The organism is Actinokineospora sp. NPDC004072 (assembly GCF_053604195.1).
On the sequence record NZ_JBSGHB010000006.1, the window covers coordinates 289631 to 308713 of the forward strand.

General features: G+C 73.6%; 18 protein-coding genes. 6 read left to right on the forward strand and 12 right to left on the reverse strand.

Annotation, left to right across the window (positions count from 1 at the left end):
- Positions 1-57: 57 nt before the first annotated feature.
- From ACWEPX_RS12105 to ACWEPX_RS12130, 6 genes are all read right to left on the reverse strand, one after another.
- On the reverse strand, positions 58-546 hold the full coding sequence (locus ACWEPX_RS12105; protein WP_451897148.1) for an ATP-binding protein: 489 nt from the start codon (positions 544-546) through the stop codon (positions 58-60).
- Positions 547-552: 6 nt separating this feature from the next.
- Positions 553-975 carry an anti-sigma factor antagonist gene (locus tag ACWEPX_RS12110; protein WP_451897149.1) on the reverse strand — a complete coding sequence of 141 codons (423 nt, stop codon included), beginning with the start codon at positions 973-975 and terminating at the stop codon, positions 553-555.
- Positions 976-996: 21 nt separating this feature from the next.
- Complete coding sequence (gene ctaD / locus ACWEPX_RS12115; RefSeq protein ID WP_451897150.1) at positions 997-2763, reverse strand: aa3-type cytochrome oxidase subunit I; 1767 nt, start codon at positions 2761-2763, stop codon at positions 997-999.
- Positions 2764-3419: 656 nt separating this feature from the next.
- Entirely contained in the window at positions 3420-4334 is a 915-nt protein-coding gene (locus ACWEPX_RS12120; RefSeq protein ID WP_451897151.1) for a glycosyltransferase family 9 protein, read from the reverse strand.
- A complete protein-coding gene (locus ACWEPX_RS12125) occupies positions 4331-5467 on the reverse strand; it encodes a glycosyltransferase family 9 protein (protein ID WP_451897152.1) in 1137 nt (378 codons plus the stop codon). The genes ACWEPX_RS12120 and ACWEPX_RS12125 overlap by 4 nt, the downstream gene beginning before the upstream one ends.
- A gap of 57 nt (positions 5468-5524) precedes the next feature.
- Positions 5525-6871 carry an NAD(P)/FAD-dependent oxidoreductase gene (locus ACWEPX_RS12130; protein ID WP_451897153.1) on the reverse strand — a complete coding sequence of 449 codons (1347 nt, stop codon included), beginning with the start codon at positions 6869-6871 and terminating at the stop codon, positions 5525-5527.
- 129 nt (positions 6872-7000) lie between these two features.
- Between ACWEPX_RS12130 and ACWEPX_RS12135 the strand changes: the two genes are divergently transcribed.
- Positions 7001-7582: a Rho termination factor N-terminal domain-containing protein gene (locus ACWEPX_RS12135; RefSeq protein WP_451897154.1), complete on the forward strand. Its 582-nt coding sequence runs from the start codon at positions 7001-7003 to the stop codon at positions 7580-7582.
- Positions 7579-7779, forward strand: coding sequence for a hypothetical protein (locus ACWEPX_RS12140; protein WP_451897155.1), 201 nt, complete (start codon positions 7579-7581; stop codon positions 7777-7779). The genes ACWEPX_RS12135 and ACWEPX_RS12140 overlap by 4 nt, the downstream gene beginning before the upstream one ends.
- A 150-nt stretch (positions 7780-7929) precedes the next feature.
- On the opposite strand, the gene ACWEPX_RS12145 is transcribed toward ACWEPX_RS12140, so the two are convergent.
- Both ACWEPX_RS12145 and ACWEPX_RS12150 read right to left on the reverse strand, forming a co-directional pair.
- Positions 7930-8847: a ribonuclease Z gene (locus tag ACWEPX_RS12145; RefSeq protein WP_451897156.1), complete on the reverse strand. Its 918-nt coding sequence runs from the start codon at positions 8845-8847 to the stop codon at positions 7930-7932.
- A gap of 189 nt (positions 8848-9036) precedes the next feature.
- Positions 9037-10833 carry a S8 family peptidase gene (locus ACWEPX_RS12150; RefSeq protein ID WP_451897157.1) on the reverse strand — a complete coding sequence of 599 codons (1797 nt, stop codon included), beginning with the start codon at positions 10831-10833 and terminating at the stop codon, positions 9037-9039.
- Between the two features lie 127 nt (positions 10834-10960).
- On the opposite strand from ACWEPX_RS12150, the gene ACWEPX_RS12155 reads away from it, so the two are divergent.
- Complete coding sequence (locus ACWEPX_RS12155) at positions 10961-11932, forward strand: helix-turn-helix domain-containing protein (protein WP_451897158.1); 972 nt, start codon at positions 10961-10963, stop codon at positions 11930-11932.
- A gap of 7 nt (positions 11933-11939) precedes the next feature.
- Here the strand turns inward: ACWEPX_RS12155 and lexA are convergent, their stop codons facing one another.
- A complete protein-coding gene (gene lexA / locus ACWEPX_RS12160) occupies positions 11940-12584 on the reverse strand; it encodes a transcriptional repressor LexA (protein ID WP_451897159.1) in 645 nt (214 codons plus the stop codon).
- 163 nt (positions 12585-12747) lie between these two features.
- Between lexA and ACWEPX_RS12165 the strand changes: the two genes are divergently transcribed.
- From ACWEPX_RS12165 to ACWEPX_RS12175, 3 genes are read left to right on the forward strand one after another with little or no spacing between them, the layout of a single operon-like run.
- Positions 12748-14031, forward strand: coding sequence for an extracellular solute-binding protein (locus ACWEPX_RS12165; protein ID WP_451897160.1), 1284 nt, complete (start codon positions 12748-12750; stop codon positions 14029-14031).
- Complete coding sequence (locus ACWEPX_RS12170; protein ID WP_451897213.1) at positions 14025-14909, forward strand: carbohydrate ABC transporter permease; 885 nt, start codon at positions 14025-14027, stop codon at positions 14907-14909. The genes ACWEPX_RS12165 and ACWEPX_RS12170 overlap by 7 nt, the downstream gene beginning before the upstream one ends.
- Positions 14906-15739 carry a carbohydrate ABC transporter permease gene (locus tag ACWEPX_RS12175; protein ID WP_451897161.1) on the forward strand — a complete coding sequence of 278 codons (834 nt, stop codon included), beginning with the start codon at positions 14906-14908 and terminating at the stop codon, positions 15737-15739. The genes ACWEPX_RS12170 and ACWEPX_RS12175 overlap by 4 nt, the downstream gene beginning before the upstream one ends.
- A 25-nt stretch (positions 15740-15764) precedes the next feature.
- Here ACWEPX_RS12175 and ACWEPX_RS12180 read toward each other — a convergent pair whose 3' ends face one another.
- The 3 genes from ACWEPX_RS12180 to ACWEPX_RS12190 all read right to left on the reverse strand — a co-directional run bounded on the left by ACWEPX_RS12180 (position 15765) and on the right by ACWEPX_RS12190 (position 18879).
- On the reverse strand, positions 15765-16649 hold the full coding sequence (locus tag ACWEPX_RS12180) for a glutaminase (RefSeq protein ID WP_451897162.1): 885 nt from the start codon (positions 16647-16649) through the stop codon (positions 15765-15767).
- Positions 16650-16695: 46 nt separating this feature from the next.
- Positions 16696-17601, reverse strand: a complete 906-nt coding sequence (locus tag ACWEPX_RS12185; protein ID WP_451897163.1) for a helix-turn-helix domain-containing protein — start codon at positions 17599-17601, stop codon at positions 16696-16698.
- A 216-nt stretch (positions 17602-17817) separates the two neighbouring features.
- Positions 17818-18879 (reverse strand): FAD-dependent monooxygenase, encoded by a 1062-nt coding sequence (locus ACWEPX_RS12190; protein WP_451897164.1) that lies wholly within the window; start codon positions 18877-18879, stop codon positions 17818-17820.
- Positions 18880-19083 lie beyond the last annotated feature (204 nt).

Genomic DNA, 19083 nt, shown 5'->3' on the forward strand with positions numbered 1-19083 from the left:
CGCCGTGTTGCGGGCAGGGGTCAAGTCGTGAGCAGGCCGACACCGTCCCGCTTCGCCTCAGCGGGGTCCGACGGCGGGCGGGATCGGGCGGCTGAGGACGGTGACCGTGGTCCCCTCGTCGTCGTGGACCAGCTCCATGCGCTCGCTGCACGCCCGCATCAGGCTCAGGCCCTTGCCGCGGTTGCCCGGCTCGGTCGGCGGGCGCCAGCGGCCGCGGTCGCGGACGGTCATCTCCACCTGGCGGTCGCCCGTCGCGTCCACCCGGATCCGGCAGGCCACCTCGATGGCCGCGGGCGGGCGGGCGCGCTCGGCCGAGGCGCCGTAGCCGTGCTCGACGCTGTTGGTCACCGCCTCGTTCACCACCAGCACCAGGTCATCGATCTGGGCGGGCGACCAGCGGTGCCGCCGCAGCCAAGCCTTGAGCCGCTCGCGGGCCAGCGAGGGCGAGACCCAGTCCACCGGCAGGCAGAAGCGCAGCTCCGGCTCGGCGTCGGCGTCGGCCTGCGCGCCCGCCGGGCGCCGTTCCTGGTCGGAGCTGGGCGGCACGGCCGATCACCGCGGCTCGGGGGCGAGGGCGTCGGCGACCGAGTGGAACAGCAGCAGGACCTGGTCGAGGCCGACGATCTCGATGGGCCGGATCACCGGCCTGGCGTGGTCGACGACCACGCGCAGCTGGGCCAGGCCGCGGCGCTCCACAGCCTCGGTCGCGCTTTCCCGCAGGACGCGCAGCCCGGTGGAGCCCATGAAGCCCACCTGCGAGAGGTCGATCACCAGCAGCCGCTCGCCGAGGCGGTCGAAGGCCGTGGAGACCGCCGCCGCCAGCCGCGGCGCGGTGAGCACATCGATGTCGCCGGAGACGGAGAGCACGATGGCGTCGGGGCGGTCGGTCCCGCGCACCGCGAGCAGCTGCTCCCGGTCGGGGACGGCGTGGCTCTCACCCCCGTCGGGTGTGCGCTCGTCACTGGCTGGCTTCACAGGCGGCACAGTACCGGGCGATCACTTGCCACGCGGGTCCTCCCGGTCGTCCTGCTCGTCGGGCTGGGTGCCCGCCGCGGCCATCTCCGAGGGCGCGGGCACCCGGCTGCCGGATTTGCCCGACATCGCTTCGGCGCGGAAGCGCTCCACCATGTGCGGGTAGTGCAGCTCGAAGGCGGGCCGCTCGGAGCGGATCGGCGGCAGCTCGGTGAAGTTGTGCCGCGGCGGGGGCGAGCTGGTGGCCCACTCCAGCGAGTTGCCGTAGCCCCAGGGGTCGTCGGCCTCGGCGAGCTGGCCGAAGCGGTAGCTGCGGAAGACGTTCCAGATGAACGGCACCACCGAGGCGCCCAGCAGGAACGCGCCGATCGTGGAGACCAGGTGCATGCCGGTGAAGCCGTCGGTGGGCAGGTAGTCGGCGTAGCGGCGGGGCATGCCCGCGTTGCCGAGCCAGTGCTGGACGAGGAAGGTCGTGTGGAAGCCGATGAACGTCGTCCAGAAGTGCAGCTTGCCCAGCCGCTCGTCGAGGTAGCGGCCGGTCATCTTGGGGAACCAGAAGTACAGGCCCGCGAACGTGGCGAACACGATCGTGCCGAACAGGACGTAGTGGAAGTGCGCCACCACGAAGTAGGTGTCGGTGACGTGGAAGTCCGCCGACGGCGCGGCCAGCAGCACCCCGGTCAGCCCGCCGAGCAGGAACGTCACCAGGAAGCCGACGGCGAAGAGCATCGGCGTCTCGAACGTGAGCTGCCCTTTCCACATCGTGCCCGACCAGTTGAAGAACTTGATGCCCGTCGGCACGGCGATGAGGAAGGACATGATGGCGAAGAAGGGCAGCAGCACCGCGCCGGTGGCGTACATGTGGTGCGCCCACACCGTCATCGACAGGCCGGTGATGGCGACGGTGGCGAAGACCATGCCCTTGTAGCCGAACAGCGGCTTGCGGCTGAACACCGGGATGATCTCGCTGATGATGCCGAAGTAGGGCAGGGCGACGATGTAGACCTCGGGGTGGCCGAAGAACCAGAACAGGTGCTGCCACAGGATGGCCCCGCCGTTGGCCGGGTCGAACACGTGCGCCCCGATGAGCCGGTCGGCGAGCAGGCCGCACAGGGCCGCGGTCAGGATCGGGAAGGCCAGCAGGACCAGGATGCTGGTGAAGAAGATGTTCCAGGTGAAGATGGGCATCCGCCACATCGTCATGCCGGGGCCGCGCAGGCAGACCACGGTCGTGAGCATGTTGACCGCGCCGAGGATCGTGCCCAGGCCGCTGATGATGAGCCCGGCCGCCCACAGGTCGCCGCCCGGGCCGGGGGCGAAGGTCTCGGTGGACAGCGGGGTGTAGGCGAACCACCCGAAGTCGGCGGCGCCCCCGGGGGTGGCGAAGCCGAACATGGCCACGACCCCGCCGAAGAGGTACAGCCAGTACGACAGCGCGTTCAACCGCGGAAACGCCACATCCGGCGAGCCGATCTGCAGCGGCAGGATGAAGTTGGCGAACCCGAAGACGTTGGGGGTCGCGTAGAAGAGCATCATCACCGTGCCGTGCATGGTGAACAGCTGGTTGTACTGCTCGTGGGACAGGAAGTGCATCCCCGGCAGCCCCAGCTCGGCCCGCATCAGCAACGCCATCAGACCGCCGACGAGGAAGAAGGCGAAGCTGGTGGTCAGGTACAGCAGCCCGATCTGCTTGTGGTCGGTCGTCCGGACCAACGACAGGAACACCGACCCCCGACTGCGCTTAGTCGACGGGTAGGGCCGGACCGGAACGGGCTTCTCGATCAGGGTCACGGGGTTCTCCCCCCGGTGCAGAGGGGTGGGCGCTGGCCGGAGTACCCCACCCCCGCGAAGCGCATGCCCCCTTTCCCCAACCGGGTGGCCCGGGTTCAAGCGCGGAGTGCGCGGCACGGGGGCGCTCGGTCGCGTGGCGGACACGCGAGTCGGGCCGGGTGGGCGGGCCGCTGGGTCAGCTGCGCACGGGTGGGCAGGAGGAACTGGGCTTCGGCGAGGGAGCGCGGCGGAGGGGCGGCGGGACGGGTGGGGTGGGCGGGGTCAAGCTGCGCGCGGGGTGGGCAGGGGGAACTGGCTGCGGCCAGGGACCACGGCGCAGGAGGCAGCGAGGCGGGACGGGTGGGATGGGGTGGGGGCTGGGTCAAGCTGCGCGCGGGGTGCGCAGGAGGAACTGGCTGCGGCCAGGGACCACGGCGCAGGAGGCAGCGAGGCGGGACGGATGGGGTAGGGCCTGGGTCAAGCTGCGCACGGGGTGCGCGGGAGGAACTCGGCTGCGGCGAGGAAGCGCGGAGGAGGCGGCGAGGCGGGACGGGTGGACGGGTGGAATGGGGTGGGGGCTGGGTCAAGCTGCGCACGGGGTGGGCAGGGGAACTCGGCTGCGGCCAGGGACCTCGGCGGAGGAGCCGGCCAGGCGGGACGGGTGGGGTGGGGCTGGGTCAGGCGGCTCGGGGGGTGGAGAGGAGGGTTTCGGCTGCGGTGAGGACTTCGGTGGGGGTTATGGCGAGGAGGGCGGGGTCGGGGTCGTTGGTGAAGGGGGTGCCTCGGCGGAGGGTGGGGTGGGTGAGGGTGCGGTGGGGGCCGGTGGGGGGTGGGCCCCACTGCTCGGGGCCGACGGGGCCGAACAGGACTACGGAGGGGGTGCGGTAGGCGGTGGCCAGGTGGGCGACGCCGGTGTCGCCGCTGATCAGCAGGCGGGCGTCGGCGACCAGGGCGGCCAGGGTGTCCAGCGGGGTGCGGCCTGCCAGGCAGTCCGCGCCCGCCTCGGCCGCCACGTGCTCGGCCAGCTCGCGTTCGCGCTCCACCCCCGTGACCACCACATGGTGGCCCGCGGCGCGCAGGGTGCGGGCGACGGTGGCGAAGCGGTCGGGGGGCCAGCGCTTGCTGCCGTAGGCGGCGCCCGGGTGGACCAGGACCGCGCCCGGAGCCGGGGAGGCGACGCCGGGGTGGTCGAGGGTGAAGGCGGTGGGGTCGGCGGGGATGCCGTGGGCGGTGAGGAGCCTGCACCAGCGGTCGCGCTCGTGCAGGTCGTCGCGCCAGGGTGGGCCGGGCCAGGCGGGGGCGTGGCCGATGCGCCGCACGGGGTCCAGCGCGTCGAGGATCTCGGTGCTGGTGGGGCCCGCGCCGTGCAGGTTGACGGCCACGTCGACCCCGCGCAGGCGCTCGGGCAGGGGTTCCAGGCCGTGGACGGGGAGCAGTTCGTCGACGCTGCCGGTCAGCCGCAGGACGGGCTCCAGCCAGGGCTGGCAGGCGTAGAGCACCCGCTCCCCCGGCCAGTGCGCCCGCAGCGCGCGCAGGGCCGGGACGGCTACCAGCAGGTCGCCGAGCTTGAGGGCGCGCAGGACGAGGATCATGCCGCGGGCTCGTCAGCGGTGTCGGCGCGGTCCAGCAGGTCGACGGTGTCGGCGAGCACCCCGTCGACGGGGACGTCGGCGACGAACGAGACCTGGTGCGGGCAGCGCTCCAGGTCCTGGCGGGTGCAGTCGACCCCGCACACCGGGCAGCGGGAGGTCCACGAGATGTGCAGGCGGTGGCGCAGCCTGCCCGGGGGTCCGGCGTTGATGACGTTGCCCATCCAGTAGACCGAGACGGTCGGGGTGCCGGCGGCCTCGGCCAGGTGGCGCGGCCCGCTGTCGTTGGCCACGACGGCGCGGGCGGTGGCCAGGACGCCGACCAGGGCGCGCGGGTCGAGCCTGCCCGCCAGCGACCGCACCGACGCGCGGGCCGCGGGCGCGAGCCGCTCGTGCGCGGCGGCGACCACGGACGCGGCCAGGTCGGCCTCGTCGGCGGTGCCGATCACCACCACGTCGGCGGCGCCCGCGACGGCGGCGGCGACCTCGCCGAAGCGCTCGGCTGGCCACCGCCTGCGCGGGTCGGTCGCCCCGGGGTGCACCACCACGCGCGGGCGGGCGACCTCGCCGACGGCGTGGGCCGCGGCGGCGATGTCGGCCTCGGTCACCGCCAGCGCGGGGACCAGCGCGGCGGGCGGCGCGCCCGCCAGGCCCACGACCTCCAGGGCGCGCATGATCTCGTGCTGGTAGTAGGTGAACGGCAGGCAGCGGGTCAGCTCGGCGGCGTCGGGGGTGCGGCAGCCGACCGTCCACGTGGGCCGCAGCCGCAGCAGGAACGGGTTGGACCAGCGGCCGCCGCCGTGCACCTGCACGCCGAGGTCGAAGTGGCCTGCCCGCTCGGCGAAGCGCTCGACGGCGACCTCGTCGGTGCCGAGCCCCTGGGGGTCGTGCACGCCGTGCGCGCGCGGCAGCGGCAGCACCGCGGACACCGGCCCGGGCCGGTCGGCCAGCAGGTCCCGGTGGAAGGCCGTGCCGAGCAGCACGATCTCCGCGTCAGGGTAGGCGGCGGCGAGCGAGTCGATGGCGGGCACGGCGAACAGCAGGTCGCCGAGCCCGCCGCCGCGCAGCACGGCGATCCTGGCGACGTCCGGGAACCGCGGCTGCGCCGGACCGATGGCGGTGGTGGGCTGGTGCACGCCCCGGAGCTACCCGGCCGCCGGGCGGGCAAACCCGGCCCCACCCGGTCGGCGGGGCTAGCTGGACGACTTGGCGCGCTCGGCCCGCGGCCGGGGGACCGGGCGCGGGGCCTGGTCGGCCTCGGCGAGGCTGACGCCGCTGCCGGGGATCAGGCCGAACTGCACGACCTGGCGGCGGGCCACCAGGTCGGTGAACCAGTCGGCGGCGACGCGGAGGCGGTTGGCCGGGAGGGCGAGGAGGTGGTAGCCGCGGGCGACGGCCTTGGCAGGCAGGCCGCGCAGCGGGATCCGCAGCGGGTTGGCCACGGCGTCGGGGCCCGCGAGGTCGACGACGAAGCCGAGGTCGCGGTGGCGGTACTCGCGGGCGTGGCCGTGGCCGAGGTCGGCGGCGATGTTCAGGGCGGCGACGCGGCCGTGGCGCTGGGCGTGCTGGGCGGTCATCGGGGTCGCCTTGCCCGGGTGGTAGACGTCGGGCACGGCGGCGACGTCGCCTGCGGCGTAGACGCCGGGGTGGTCGGGCACGCGCAGGCGGGTGTCGACGGTGATGCGGCCCTTCTCGGTGGGCAGGCCGACGGCCTCCACCAGCGGGTCCGGCCGCACGCCCACGCACCAGACGACCGTGCGGGTCGGGATCTGGCTGCCGTCGCTGAGCTTGGCGCAGTCGGCGGTGACCTCGCTGACGCTGGTGCCCAGCCGCACGTCCACCCCGCGCTCGCGGAGCACCCGCTCGGCGGGCCCGCCCAGCCGCTCGTCCAGACCGGGCAGCACCCGCGGGGCGAGGTCGAGCAGCAGCCAGCGGACGTCGTCCTCGGTCAGCCTGCCGGAGCGGTTGCGCAGCGCTTGGCGGGTCAGCTCCTGGCCCTGGGCGACCAGCTCGGTGCCGGTGTAGCCCGCGCCGACGACGACGAAGGTGGCGCGGGCGGCCCGCTCGGCCGGGTCGTCGGCCTGCTCGGCCAGCTCCAGCTGGCGCAGGACGTGGTCGCGGACGTAGATGGCCTCGGCCACCGACTTGAAGCCGATCGCGTGCTCGGCCACGCCGGGGATGGACAGCAGCCGCGTGATGCTGCCGACGGTCAGCACGAGGTAGTCCCAATCGACGGTCCGCTCGGCCCCCTCGACGTCGACCACGGTGCAGGTGCGCTCGGCGAAGTCGACGCCCGCGGCGTGCCCGAGGACCAGCTGGGTGCGCGGCAGCGTGCCGCGCAGCGGGACGGCCACCCGGCGCGGGTCGAGGCTGCCGCCCGCCACCTCGGGCAGCAGCGGCACGTAGAGCATGTAGTCGGTCGGGTTCACCACGACCAGTTCCGCGGCCTCCGGCGGCAGCACCCGTTCCAGCGTGCGCAGGCAGTGGTACCCGGCGAACCCGGCCCCGACGACCACGACCCGCGGGCGGCGGTTGTGCATGGCGATCCCCTCGACGGCATCGGTTTGGCGCGCCCGGGCTACCCGGGGCGGCAGGCCGCGAACCCCGAACGTGGGGATTGGCCCCCGGATGGGCGGGGTAGGCCAAGGCCGCGCCTTAAGGAGGATGCGATGGCCACCAAGCGGGCCCAGACCAAGGACAACCACTCCCCCGCCGCGCCGGACCTGGCGGGGATGACGGTGGCGGAGCTGCGGTCGAAGGCCAAGGAGATGCACATCAGCGGCGCGCACGGCATGCGCAAGGAGGAGCTGGTCCACGCGATCGGCGAGGCGGGCGGGCGGACCGCGCCGCGACCGCGCCGCGAGGGCGACACCGGCGGCGGCGTGCGGCGCGGCTCGGCGACCTCGGAGTCGCTGAAGTACGCCCAGGAGATCACCTCCCCCGGGGACGCGCCGGAGCGGCCGGGCCGCAGCCTGGTCACCACCAACCACGACGTGATCCGGCGGTGGGCCGAGGAGCGCGACGCCGCGCCCGCCACCGTCGAGGGCACCGAGCACGACGACCACCTCGGCGTGCTGCGCCTCGACTTCCCCGGCTACGGCGGCGGCGGCAGGCTGCGCCGCGTCGCGTGGGACGAGTGGTTCGAGACCTTCGACGAGCGCGGCCTGAACTTCATCTACCAGGAGGAGCGCTCCGACGGCACCCCAAGCAACTTCTTCCGCCTGGAGAACCCGAACCGCGAGGACGCATGACCACCCCCGAGCACGACGACGCAGCCGAGACTGACGACCCGGCCAAGACTGTGGACGCCTTGGAGGAGCGCGTCCTCGGCCACCGCCAAGACCAACAGCGCGACCAGCCAACCGGCCCGGCTCACGAACAGGACATCGACCCGGAGGAAACCACAGCGGAGCACGGCGGCCACCCGTCGGGCGAATCATCGGGCTGACGCCGCAGCAGCCACAACCTCACCAGCTTTCGGGGGCGGCTCGGGTACGCAGGGCCGCTAGCCGCCTCGCCGCGCTCCTGTTCATCAAGAATCCGACGGGCATCGCGTTCACCGTTGTCTGGTGGGTCGGCGCGATGCGGCAGGGGTGCGTCATGGGCGCCGCTTCGGGACCGGCACGCGCATGAGGTCCTCGGCGACCACGATGTGCCCGGCGAAGTGCTCGGCCGCCTCGGCGTGGAAGCGGGTGGGGTCGTCGTAGCGCTGGGAGAAGTGGGTGAGCACGAGCGTGCGGACGCCGCACTCGGCCGCGACGCGCCCGGCCTGGGCCGCGGTCAGGTGGCGGTACTCGGCGGCGAGGTCGGCCTCGGTGGACAGGAACGTGGACTCGATGACCAGCAGGTCCGCGTCCTCGGCCAGGGCGAAGACCGCGTCGCAGAGCCGGGTGTCCATGATGAAGGCGAACCGCTGGCCGCGGCGGGGCTCGCTGACGTCGGCCAGCCGCACGGTCCGCCCGTCCACGGCGATCTCCCCCGCCCGCTGCAACGCGCCCACAGCCGGGCCGGCGATGCCGTGGCGGGCCAGCAGGTCCGGCCGGATGGTGCGCCCGTCCGGTTCGACCAGCCGGTAGCCGTAGGCGGGGACGCGGTGGTCCAGCGCCCGCGCCGCCAAGGTCCCGAACGCGCCCTCGGCGATCGTGCCGTCCCGGTGCACCGGCTCCTCGCGCAGGTCGAGCACGTCGTGGAAGTCGCAGGCGTGGCGCAGCGCGTGGAAGTTGGCCTGCCCGGCGGCCGGGAAGTGCGCGGTGACCGGGTGGGCCACCCGGTCCAGCGCCAACCGCTGGACGACGCCGGGGACGCCGAGGCAGTGGTCGCCGTGGAAGTGGGTCAGGCAGATCCGGGTGATGCCGCTCGCGGCGACGCCCGCCAGCGTCAGCTGCCGCTGCGTGCCCTCCCCCGGGTCGAACAGCAGCCCCTCGCCGTCCCAGCGCAGCAGGTAGCCGTTGTGGTTGCGGCGCCGGGTGGGCACCTGGCTCGCGGTGCCGAGCACGACCAGTTCGCGGGAGGACACGACAGATCACCCTAGCGGTGGCCGTCCACAGGGGAGGCGGCCTCCCGGCTGATCTGCCGGGAGGCCGCCCGCGGGGCGCAGGTCACCGTCGATGAGGGCCGCTGCGCCCCGGCTCCCCCGCCCCGACCAGCCGCAACTCAGGGCGCCGGGTTCGGGGAGCTCGGCTGGTCGGGAAGGGGAGCCCGGCGATCACGGCGTGGAGTACCCGAAGGTGTAGTCGCCGCTGCCGCTGTAGGCGTGGACGCGGTAGCGGTAGTACCCCGCCGTGCCGGTGTAGCTGATGGTCTCCTCGGCGCCGGGCGTGATGCCCTGCGCGACGGTGGTCCAGCCGTACCCGTTGTACTTCTGCAGGTAGACGTCGAAGTCGCTGCCGCTGGGACCGCAGAGGTTCGCGCGGTGCACGCCGCCCGCCGACTGGAAGTACGACCCGTTGGGCTCGTACGCGCTCGCCCCGGTGGCGAGGCGGCCGGTCTCGGTGAACTCGTGGTCGCCGCAGTCGCCGCCACCGCCGTCGGTGACGGTCCAGGAGAACGACGCCTGGCCGGTCCTGCCGCCCGCGTCGGTCACCGTGACCACGACCTTGTTGTCCCCGGCCGTGGTCGGCGTGCCGCTGATCAGGCCCGTCGATGCGTTGATCGCCAGGCCCGCGGGCAGGCCCTCGGCCGACCAGCGGTACGGCGTGGTGCCCCCGGATGCCTGCACCTGCAGGCTCACCGGGGCGCCGACCGCCGTGGACTGGTCACCCGGGGAGGTCACCGACGGACCGGTCGGGTCCGGGTTGCCGTCGGTGATGAAGCCGGTGTAGAGCAGCACGTTGGGCGAGCCGGTGCCGATGCCGGTCAGCTTGCCGGTGCTGCCGTTGTTGACCAGCGCGTCGCGCACCTGCTGCGGGGTCGCGCTGCGGTTGGCCGACAGGTACAGCGCCGCCGCGCCCGCGACGTGCGGGGAGGCCATCGACGTGCCGGTGATGGTGTTGGTCGCGGTGTCGCTGGTGTACCAGGCGGACAGGATGCTGGTGCCCGGGGCCCAGATGTCCAGGCAGCGGCCGTAGTTGCTGGTGCCGGACTTGGCGTCGGAGCTGGTGCTGTTGCCGACGGTGATCGCCTCCGGCGTGCGGGCCGGGGAGAAGGTGCAGGCGTCGCCGTTGTTGTTGCCGCCCGCCAGCGCGTAGGTCACGCCCGAGGCGATCGACCGGCGCACGGCGCTCTCCAGCGCGGTCTGGGTGCCCGCGCCGCCGAGGCTCATGTTGGCCACGGCGGGCTTGGCCGCGTTCGCGGTCACCCAGTCGACGGCCTCGATGATGGTGTCCCACGGGCCGCTGCCCGCGCAGTCGAGCACGCGGACCGGGACGATGCGCGCCTTCTTGGCCACGCCGTAGGTCGTGCCCGCGGCCGACCCGGCGACGTGGCTGCCGTGGCCGTTGCAGTCGCTGGGGTTGTTGTCGCCGTCGATGAAGTCCGGACCCGCGGTGATCCGCCCCGCGAAGTCGCGGTGGGTCATGCGCGCGCCGGTGTCGAGGATGTAGACGGTGACGCCGCTGCCGCCGCTGGACGGGTAGGTGTAGGTGGTGCTCAGCGGCCGGTCGCGCTGGTCGATGCGGTCCAGGCCCCACGGCGGGTTGGACTGGGTGTCGGCGATGCGGGCCATCGTGACCTGCTCGACGTACTCCACGCGCGGGTCGGCGGCCAGCCGCCGCGCCCCGCGGGAGCCGATGACGAGCGAGAAGCCGCGCAGCGCGTGCTCGTAGGTGTGCTTGACCTGGCCGCCGTAGGCGGCGGCGAGGTCGTTGGCGCTCGCGGAGACGGCCGCGGCCTCGTCCTTGAGCTTGACGATGTAGCGGTCGGCGACGGCGCCGGGACCGCCTTCGCCGAGGATGGCGCCTTCCGCGATCGCGGGCGAGGCGGTTGTGGTCAGTCCGGCGAGGGTGACCACGGCAACGGCGACGCCATAAATCTTGCTGCGCCGTCGGAACTTTGCAGGGTGCATATCTGTGTTCTCCGTTGAAAGGTGGAAAACGTCCGATGGGGAACATAACCCGAATCAGGGCTTCCGCCGTGGCGGGTTTCCGCCAGTAGCGGGAACTGGCCAGCAGCCGGTGCTAGCCTGCGCCCGCATGGACGCCATGCTGGAACCCGTCGGGCTCGGCCCGGCCGAGAGCGCGGTGTACGTCGCGCTGATCGACCACCCGCACACGACCGTCGCCGAGCTGGCCGCCCGCACCGACCACACCGCCGCGCAGCTGCGCCGCCCGCTGGCGCGGCTGATGGACTGCGGGCTGGTCACCCGGCTCGCGGGCAGCCCGGCCCGCTACGTGCCCGCCCCGCCGGACGTGGCCATCGACGCGCTCGTGGTGCGCCGCAGGCAGGAGCTGGAGAACCTGCGCGTCACCGCCCGCGACCTCGGCCGCCGCCTCGACGCCGCGCCGTCGGGCCGGGCCGCCGGGCTCATCGAGCTGGTGGAGGGCGAGCAGGCGGTGCGCCAGCAGCTCGCCCGCATCCAGCTCGGCGCGCAGCACGAGGTGTGCATTGTGGACTGCCCGCCGTACATGACGGGCAAGCCGATGGACAACCCGCCGGAGTGGCAGGGGCTCAGCCGCGGGGTGGCCTACCGCTCGATCTACCACACCCCGGCCATCGCCGACCACCAGCGGATCGCGGAGATCCACCGCTACATGGCCGCGGGCGAGCAGGCCAGGGCGCTGCCCGACGTCCACATGAAGATGACCATCGTGGATGCCCGGATCGCGTTGATCCCGCTGAGCTTCGAGGCCGCCGAGACCGGCGTGCGCATCATCGTCCACCAGTCGCCGCTGCTGAGCGCGCTGGTCGCCTGCTTCGACATGCTGTGGGAGCGGGCGACGCCCCTGGGCCCGCAGCCGGGCAAGGCGCCGGAGCGCGGGCCGAGCGAGACCGACCGGGAGATCCTGACGATGCTGGCGGCGGGGATGAAGGACAAGGCGATCGCCCGCGCGCTCAACATCGCCGAGCGCACGGTCACCCGGCGGCTGACGGAGCTGATGAACACCTTGGACGCGACCACCCGGTTCCAGGCTGCCTTGCAGGCGAGCCGCCGGGGATGGCTCTAGCGGGCGGTCAGATGCTGCGCAGGACCGAGACCACGATCCCCAGGATCACCGCGTCGGCGCCGTCGATGGGCGCGTAGGCGGGGTTGCGGGGCTCCAGGAGCACCTGGCCGCCGCGGCGGCGGAAGACCTTGACCGTGGCCTCGCCGTCGATCATCGCCGCGACGATCTGGCCGGTGTGCGCCTCGGGCTGGCTGCGCACGACGACGATGTCGCCGTCGCAGATCGCGGCGTCGACCATCGAGTCCCCGCGCACGCGCAGGCCGAACACCGCGCCGCGGCCGGTCAGCTCGCCCGGCAGCCGCAGGACCTCGTCGACGTGCTCGTCGGCGGCGATCGGCGCGCCCGCGGCGATGTCGCCGACCACCGGCACCGCCACCGATCCGCTGTCCTCGGCGGCCGGGCGCAGGAACAGGCGCACGTCGATCGGCCGCGTCACCGCGCGCCCGCGGCGGATGAAGCCCAGGTCCTCCAGCCGGGCCAGGTGCCGCGACACCGCCGAGGCCGACCGCAGCCCCACGGCGTCGGCGATCTCCCGGGTGCTCGGGGAGTAGCCGTGCTCGACCACCCAGTCCCGCACCGCGGCGAGGATCTGCCGCTGCCGGGGCGGCAGGGCCGAGGTGTCGAGGTGGTCGAGGTCGCCGTCGAAGGTCACCGCCGGATCGTATCGGCCGCGGGTGGACGGTCGCCCGGCGCGATCGCCGCGCTCAATTGGTACAGACCCTTGCCGCGCGACGGCGGCGCTCATAACATCAACTCCTCGCGTTGCTCTGCATAAAACGCTAGTTGCGTTCGACGCAACGGAATGGGGGTTCGCGATGCGCCTCAGGCATGCGGTGGCGATGGTGGCCGCGGCGGCGGTGGTGGGCTGCGCCCCGGTCCAGTCGGGTCCGTCCGAAGTGGGCGGCGACGAGCGGACCGGGCAGCTGCGGGTGTGGCTGTTCGACGAGGTGAACCGCCCGGCCAAGGAGGCCGTGGTGCGCGCGGCGGTGGCCGAGTTCGAGGCCGCCAACGCCGGGGTCACCGTGGACGTGCAGTACATCCAGGTGCAGACCAGGGCCGAGCGGTTCAAGGCCGCGTTCAGCGACCCGAAGAGCGCCCCGGACGTCGCCGAGTTCGGCAACACCGACCTGGCCGGGTACGTCGCGGCGGGCGGGTTCGCCGACATCACCGCCGACGTGGGCGGCTGGGCCGAAGGCGCGGACCTGCTGCCGTCGGTGCTGGACACGGCCAAGGTCGACGGCAAGCTCTACGGCGTGCCCTGGTACGTGGGCGTGCGGGCGCTGTACTACCGGACCGACGTGTTCAAGGAGCTCAACCTCAAGCCCCCGGCCACGCTGGCCGAGATCGCGCCGCTGGCCCGCAAGATCCGCAAGGCCAAGCCGGACCTGCTCGGCATCTCCGTGGGCGGCAAGTACGTCTACGGCGCGCTGCCCTTCGTCTGGGCCAACGGCGGCGACATCGCCAAGCGCGACGGCGCGGCCTACACCGCCACTGTGGACAGCGCGGAGGCCAAGGCGGGCTGGGCCCAGTACACCGAGCTGCTCAGCGACGACATCTGCCCGCCGCAGTCCTGCGCGGGCAACGGCGGCGACGCCAGCGTCGAGGCGTTCCGCGCAGGCAAGGCGGCCATGACCATCGGCGGCGACTTCAACCGCAAGTCCGTCGACGCGAGCGCGGCGGCGGGCAAGTACGCCGTCGTCCCGCTGCCGGGCACGACCGCGGGCTCCATCGCCCCCGCCTTCGCGGGCGGCAACCTGCTCGGCGTGCTGGCCGGGACCGAGCGGCGCAGCCTGGCCGCGGACTTCCTCAAGGTGCTGGCCGGCAAGAAGTACCAGCGCCAGATGTACGACGCGATGGGCAACCTGCCGACCTTCTCCGACGTGCAGCGCGAGGTGGCGCAGGCCGACGAGTTCCTCGCGCCGTTCATCGCCACGCTGGAGAACGGCACCCGGTTCGTGCCGGTCACCCCGGCGTGGGCGAAGATCGACGCCCAGGCCGTGCTGCCGACGCTGCTGCAGCAGGTGGCCACCGGCGAGCAGGACGTCGACGCCGCGGCGGCGGCCGCGGCCGAAGCGATGAACGCCGCGTTCGCATCGTGAGGGCCGGGCACGGGCGCACCGCCTTTGCCTACCTCGCCCCCGCCCTGCTGGTCCTGGTCGGCCTGCTCGGCTACCCGGTCTACCAGCTCGTCCTGATCTCGCTGCACGACTACGGCCAGGAGCAGGTCAGCGGCGGCGCGCCGCTGGAGTTCCTCGGTCTGGGCAACTACGCGGCGCTGGTGGAGAGCGGCCAGTTCTGGGCCGTGCTGGCGCAGACGGTGGGCTTCGCCGCCGTCTGCGTCGCGGGCACCCTGCTGGTCGGCGCCGCGCTGGCGGTGCTGGCCACCCGGGTGCGGACGTGGGCGCGCACGGTGCTGTTCCTGGCCGCGCTCGGGGCGTGGGCGACCCCGGCGGTGGCCGGGTCGACCATCTGGCTGTTCCTGTTCGACGCCAACTTCGGCTACGTCAACGAGGTGCTGGGGACGACCGGGTTCTCCTGGACCTACGGCCGGTGGACGGCGTTCGCGCTGGTCGCCGCCCAGGTGATCTGGTGCTCGTTCCCGTTCGTCATGATCACCCTGTACGCGGGCATCCGGGCGATCCCGACCGAGGTGCTGGAGGCCGCCGCGCTGGACGGGGCCTCCACCCGGCGGATCGCGCTGAGCGTGATGCTGCCGCTGCTGCGGCCCATCCTGCTGGTGGTGACCATCCAGTCGGTGATCTGGGACTTCAAGGTGTTCACCCAGATCTACATCATGACCGGCGGCGGCGGGATCGCCGGTCGCAACCTGGTGCTCAACGTCTACGCCTACCAACAGGCGTTCGCCGCCAGCGAGTACGGCCTCGGGGCGGCGATCGGGGTGGTGATGACGGCGTTGCTGCTGCTGTTCACGATCGGGTACCTGCGCGCGCTGCGCCGGTCGGGGGAGGTGCTGTGAGGCGGGGCGTCGCGGATGCGGTGACGGTGGTGATCGCCGCGGTGGTGGCGTTCCCGCTGTACTGGATGGTGCTGAGCGCGTTCAAGCCCGAGGACGAGGTGATCTCGGCCGAGCCGCGGCCGTGGACGCTGCGCCCGACGCTGGACAGCTTCGTGCGCGCGCTGACCGTGGAGAACTTCGGGCGGTACCTGGCCAACAGCGTGGTCGTCGCGGTCGCGGTGGTGGCGCTGAGCATGCTCATGGCGTTCCTGGCGGCCACGGCGCTGACCCGCTTCCGGTTCCGCGGGCGCACCACGATGCTGATCATGCTGCTGGTCGTGCAGATGGTCCCGGTCGAGGCGCTGACCGTGCCGCTGTTCTTCCTGATGCGCTCGGTCGGCGACACGGTGCCCGCGCTGGGGCTCAACCACCTCGGCTCGCTGGTGCTGGTGCACCTGGCGTTCAGCCTGCCGTTCGCCATCTGGATGCTGCGCGGGTTCGTCGCCGCGGTGCCCGACGAGTTGGAGGAGGCGGCGACCCTGGACGGGGCCAGCCGCTTCCGCTTCCTCTGGCGGGTGCTGTTCCCGCTGGTGGCCCCGGGCCTGGTGGCGACGAGCGTGCTGTCGTTCATCCACGCCTGGAACGACTTCCTGTTCGCCAAGACCTTCATCATCTCCGACGCCGACAACCAGACGCTTCCCCTGGCGCTGCAGGTCTTCCTCAAGCCCGACCAGAACGACTGGGGGGCGATCATGGCCGGGTCGACGCTCATGACGATCCCGGTCCTGGTGTTCTTCATCCTCGTCCAGCGGCACCTGGCGGCCGGGTTGGGCGGTGCGGTGAAATCCTGACCGGGCCGGGGCGGCGCCGTGCGGGTCAGAACACCGACCAGCCGGTCGCGCTGGTGAAGGCTTCCAGGGCGGCCACACCGGCGATGGAGTTGCCGCAGCGGTCCAGGCCGGGGCTCCACACGCACACCACGCAGCGGTTGGGGACCACGGCCAGGACACCGCCGCCGATGCCGCTCTTGGCAGGCAGCCCCACGCGGTAGGCGAATTCGCCTGCGCCGTCGTACATCCCGCACACCAGCATCGTCGCGTTCAGCCGCTTGACGTCGGCCGCGGCCAGCACCCGGCCGGTGGTCCCCGCGCCGCCGCGGGCCAGGAACAGCGCGGCCCGCGCCAGGTCGCGGCAGGACATGGCGATGGCGCAGCCGTGCGCGTAGTGGCGCAGGACGTCGTCGACGGGGTTGTCGAGGTTGCCGTACCCGGCGACCAGGTGGGCCAGGGCGGCGTTGCGGTGGTTGGCGCCCAGCTCGGACTCCGCCACCGCCGCGTCCACCGCCACCGGGGAGCCGGACTCGGCGGCCAGGAACGCGCGCAGCGCGCCCACCGCGTCGCCGGTCCTGCTCAGCAGCCGGTCGGTGGTGACCAGCGCGCCCGCGTTGAGGAACGGGTTGCGGGGGCGACCCCGGTCCTGCTCCAGCTGCACGGGCGAGTCGAACGCCAGCGTCGACGGCTCCCGGCCCACCCGGTCCCACACGTCCCCGGCCAGGGCGAGGGTGAACACCTTCGACAAGCTCTGCACCGAGAACGGCGCGTCGCAGTCGCCGACCCCGAACGCCCGGCCGTCGACGTCGACCACGGCCATCCCGAACCGGTCCACCGGCACGTCCAGCAGCGCCGGGATGGACCCGGCCTGCCGCCCCTGCCCGACCAGCGGCGCCACCTCGGCGGCGATCTGCTCCAGCACCGACTGCACGCGGCCAGGATCGCCGCGGCCACCCGGGTCGGGGAAGGATCAACTGTTAACTCGGGCCACCCCAGCGGATCCCGAAGCAGCCCGGCCCGAAGTTCAGCGCGACGCCGTGCACCGAACCCGCGGAGTCCGGGGTGATCGGCCTGCTGTCCTCGACGCCGCGGTCGTCGCGGGTGTACTGCTCGCAGAAGGCGGGCAGGGCGGCCGGGTCGAAGCAGACCTCCAGCACGAACTCGCGCACCGGCAGGCGGAACTTGCGCTCGTAGTGGTCGTCCACGGGGCCGGGCGGGACGTGGACCAGCTCGTGCTCGGTGATCACCGTCTCGCCGCGGGCCAGCGGGCGGTCGAAGAGCAGCTCGGCCACGACCAAGCCGCCGTCGCGGTCCTCGGCGACGCGGCCCAGCGCGCAGCCGCGCAGCGGGCGCACCAGCGGGGGCGGGTGGCCGGGCTCGTCGGTGTGCATGATCACGACCCACCGGTCCGGCCCGTCGGCCTCGGCCCGCAGCACCTGCCGCGACAGGAACGACCCCGCCGCCCCGCCCGGCCCGACGTGCACCCGGTCGTGCTGGCTCAGCCGGGTCAGCCGCTCGTCCCACCGGGTGTCCACCCGGCCGAGCGCGTCCTCCACCGGGGCGGGATCGGGCCACAGCGCGCCGATGGCGGGCAGCCCGCCTGCGGTGTAGCGCCACCGCCCGCGCGGCTTGGTCGGCCCGAGCAGCCCGGCGAGCGCGCCCTCGGGCACCTCCAGCACCTCCTCCAGGTGCCGCAGCGCCACCATCGACTCCCGCCGCTCCGGACGGCTGCGACCGGACTGCCAATAGCTCAGCGTCGCCACGCTCACCCGAACCCCGCGCTGCCGCAGCCGGTCGCGCAGCCGCTCCAACCCGAGCCCGCGAGCGGCGATCGCCGCACGCAACGCCACCGGGAAGGTGGGCGAACCCTGTTCGACCGCCATGCGCGCTCCCGGACCACCGTTGACCAACGAGAGACAGGCAGCCTAACCCCCCGGTCAACGACCGCCCACCGACCGAGCGCGAGCGCCGGAGCACCCGCCCCACCGGGACCGCGAACGCACGGCGCAGGAGCAGGCAGACCCGCAACGCCTTGCCGTATCAGGAGCCCTGCCGAAGTGCTTCCGGTGGGCAAACCTGACGCGCAATGCCTCGCAGGCTCAGACATCCGGGAAGGAGCCGTCGCCGAAGAGGATGCGGTGGGCGGCGGCGCGGCCGGGTGGGGTGCGGAGGAGGGTGAAGGCCGCTTCGGTCGCGCCGGGGCCGCGCAGGGTGGAGAGGGCGTCGCGCTGGAGGAGGCGGAGGCGGAAGCGGGTGCGCAGCGCTGTGCCGTCGTAGCGGCGCAGGGCGGCTGGGTCGCCGGTGGTGAGGTAGTCGGCGGTGACGGTGGCGGCCAGGTCGGCCATGCGCAGGCAGGGGTCGAGGCCGCCTGCGGTCAGCGGGCTCACCGCGCCTGCGGCGTCGCCGACGAGCAGGCCGTCCGGGCAGGCGATGCGGGGCAGGACGCCGCCGACCGGGATGGGGCCGCCGCGGCGGCGGACCGGGCCCGCGGGTTCGGGGATGGCCGGGAAGCGGTCGCGGAAGCGGCGCAGGAGCTCGGGCAGCGGGGCGGCCAGGCGGTCGGGCCGCCCGGCGAGGCCGATGTGGGCGTGCTCGCCGTCGTCGACGACCCAGGCCAGGTAGCCCGGGGCGAGCCGGGGGTCGACCACGCAGTGGAAGGTCGGCTGGCCGCCCCCGGCGACCGGGTACACCTCCTCCACCCCGACGATCAGCCGCCGGTTGACGTCCAGGCCGATGCGGCGCGCGACCGTCGAGCGGGCGCCGTCCGCGCCGATGGTGAACCGCGCCGCCAAGCCAGCCACCGGATACGCCGTGCCGAGACGCACTTGGGCGCCCGCCGCCGTCGCCTCGGCCAGCGCGTGGGCGTAGATCCCGGCCATGTCGCCGACCCGGTACTCCTCGCGCGGGCTGACCAGCTCGACCGGGGCGCGCAGCGACGGCGGGTGGAGCACGACTCGGCGCACCGGCGGGCCGAGGTGGCGGTCCGGCAGTGCGTAGTCGGCCAGCGTGCGCCGCACGAAGATGCCGGTCGTCCTGATCCCCGCGTCCAGCCTGCCGCGCCGCTCGCACACCACGACGGCCAGCCCCCTGGCCGCGAGCAGCCGGGCGGTCCGCAACCCCGCGAGCCCGGCGCCGACGACGAGCACATCCACCTTCTCCATGCCGCCGGAACGTATTGCCGCGCCGCCGCGATCAGCGGCCTCGGCACAACACCCCCACCAGACCCCCACCGGACCTCCACAGCACATCCGCACGGGTGGTCGCGCGTCGTTCCACCGGTGGTCACCCGCCCGTAGCACGACCGTGCCGAGTTGTCGCAAACAGTGCGAGAAACGGCGGCCGGATGGTGTGGCCAAGCTCGCGTT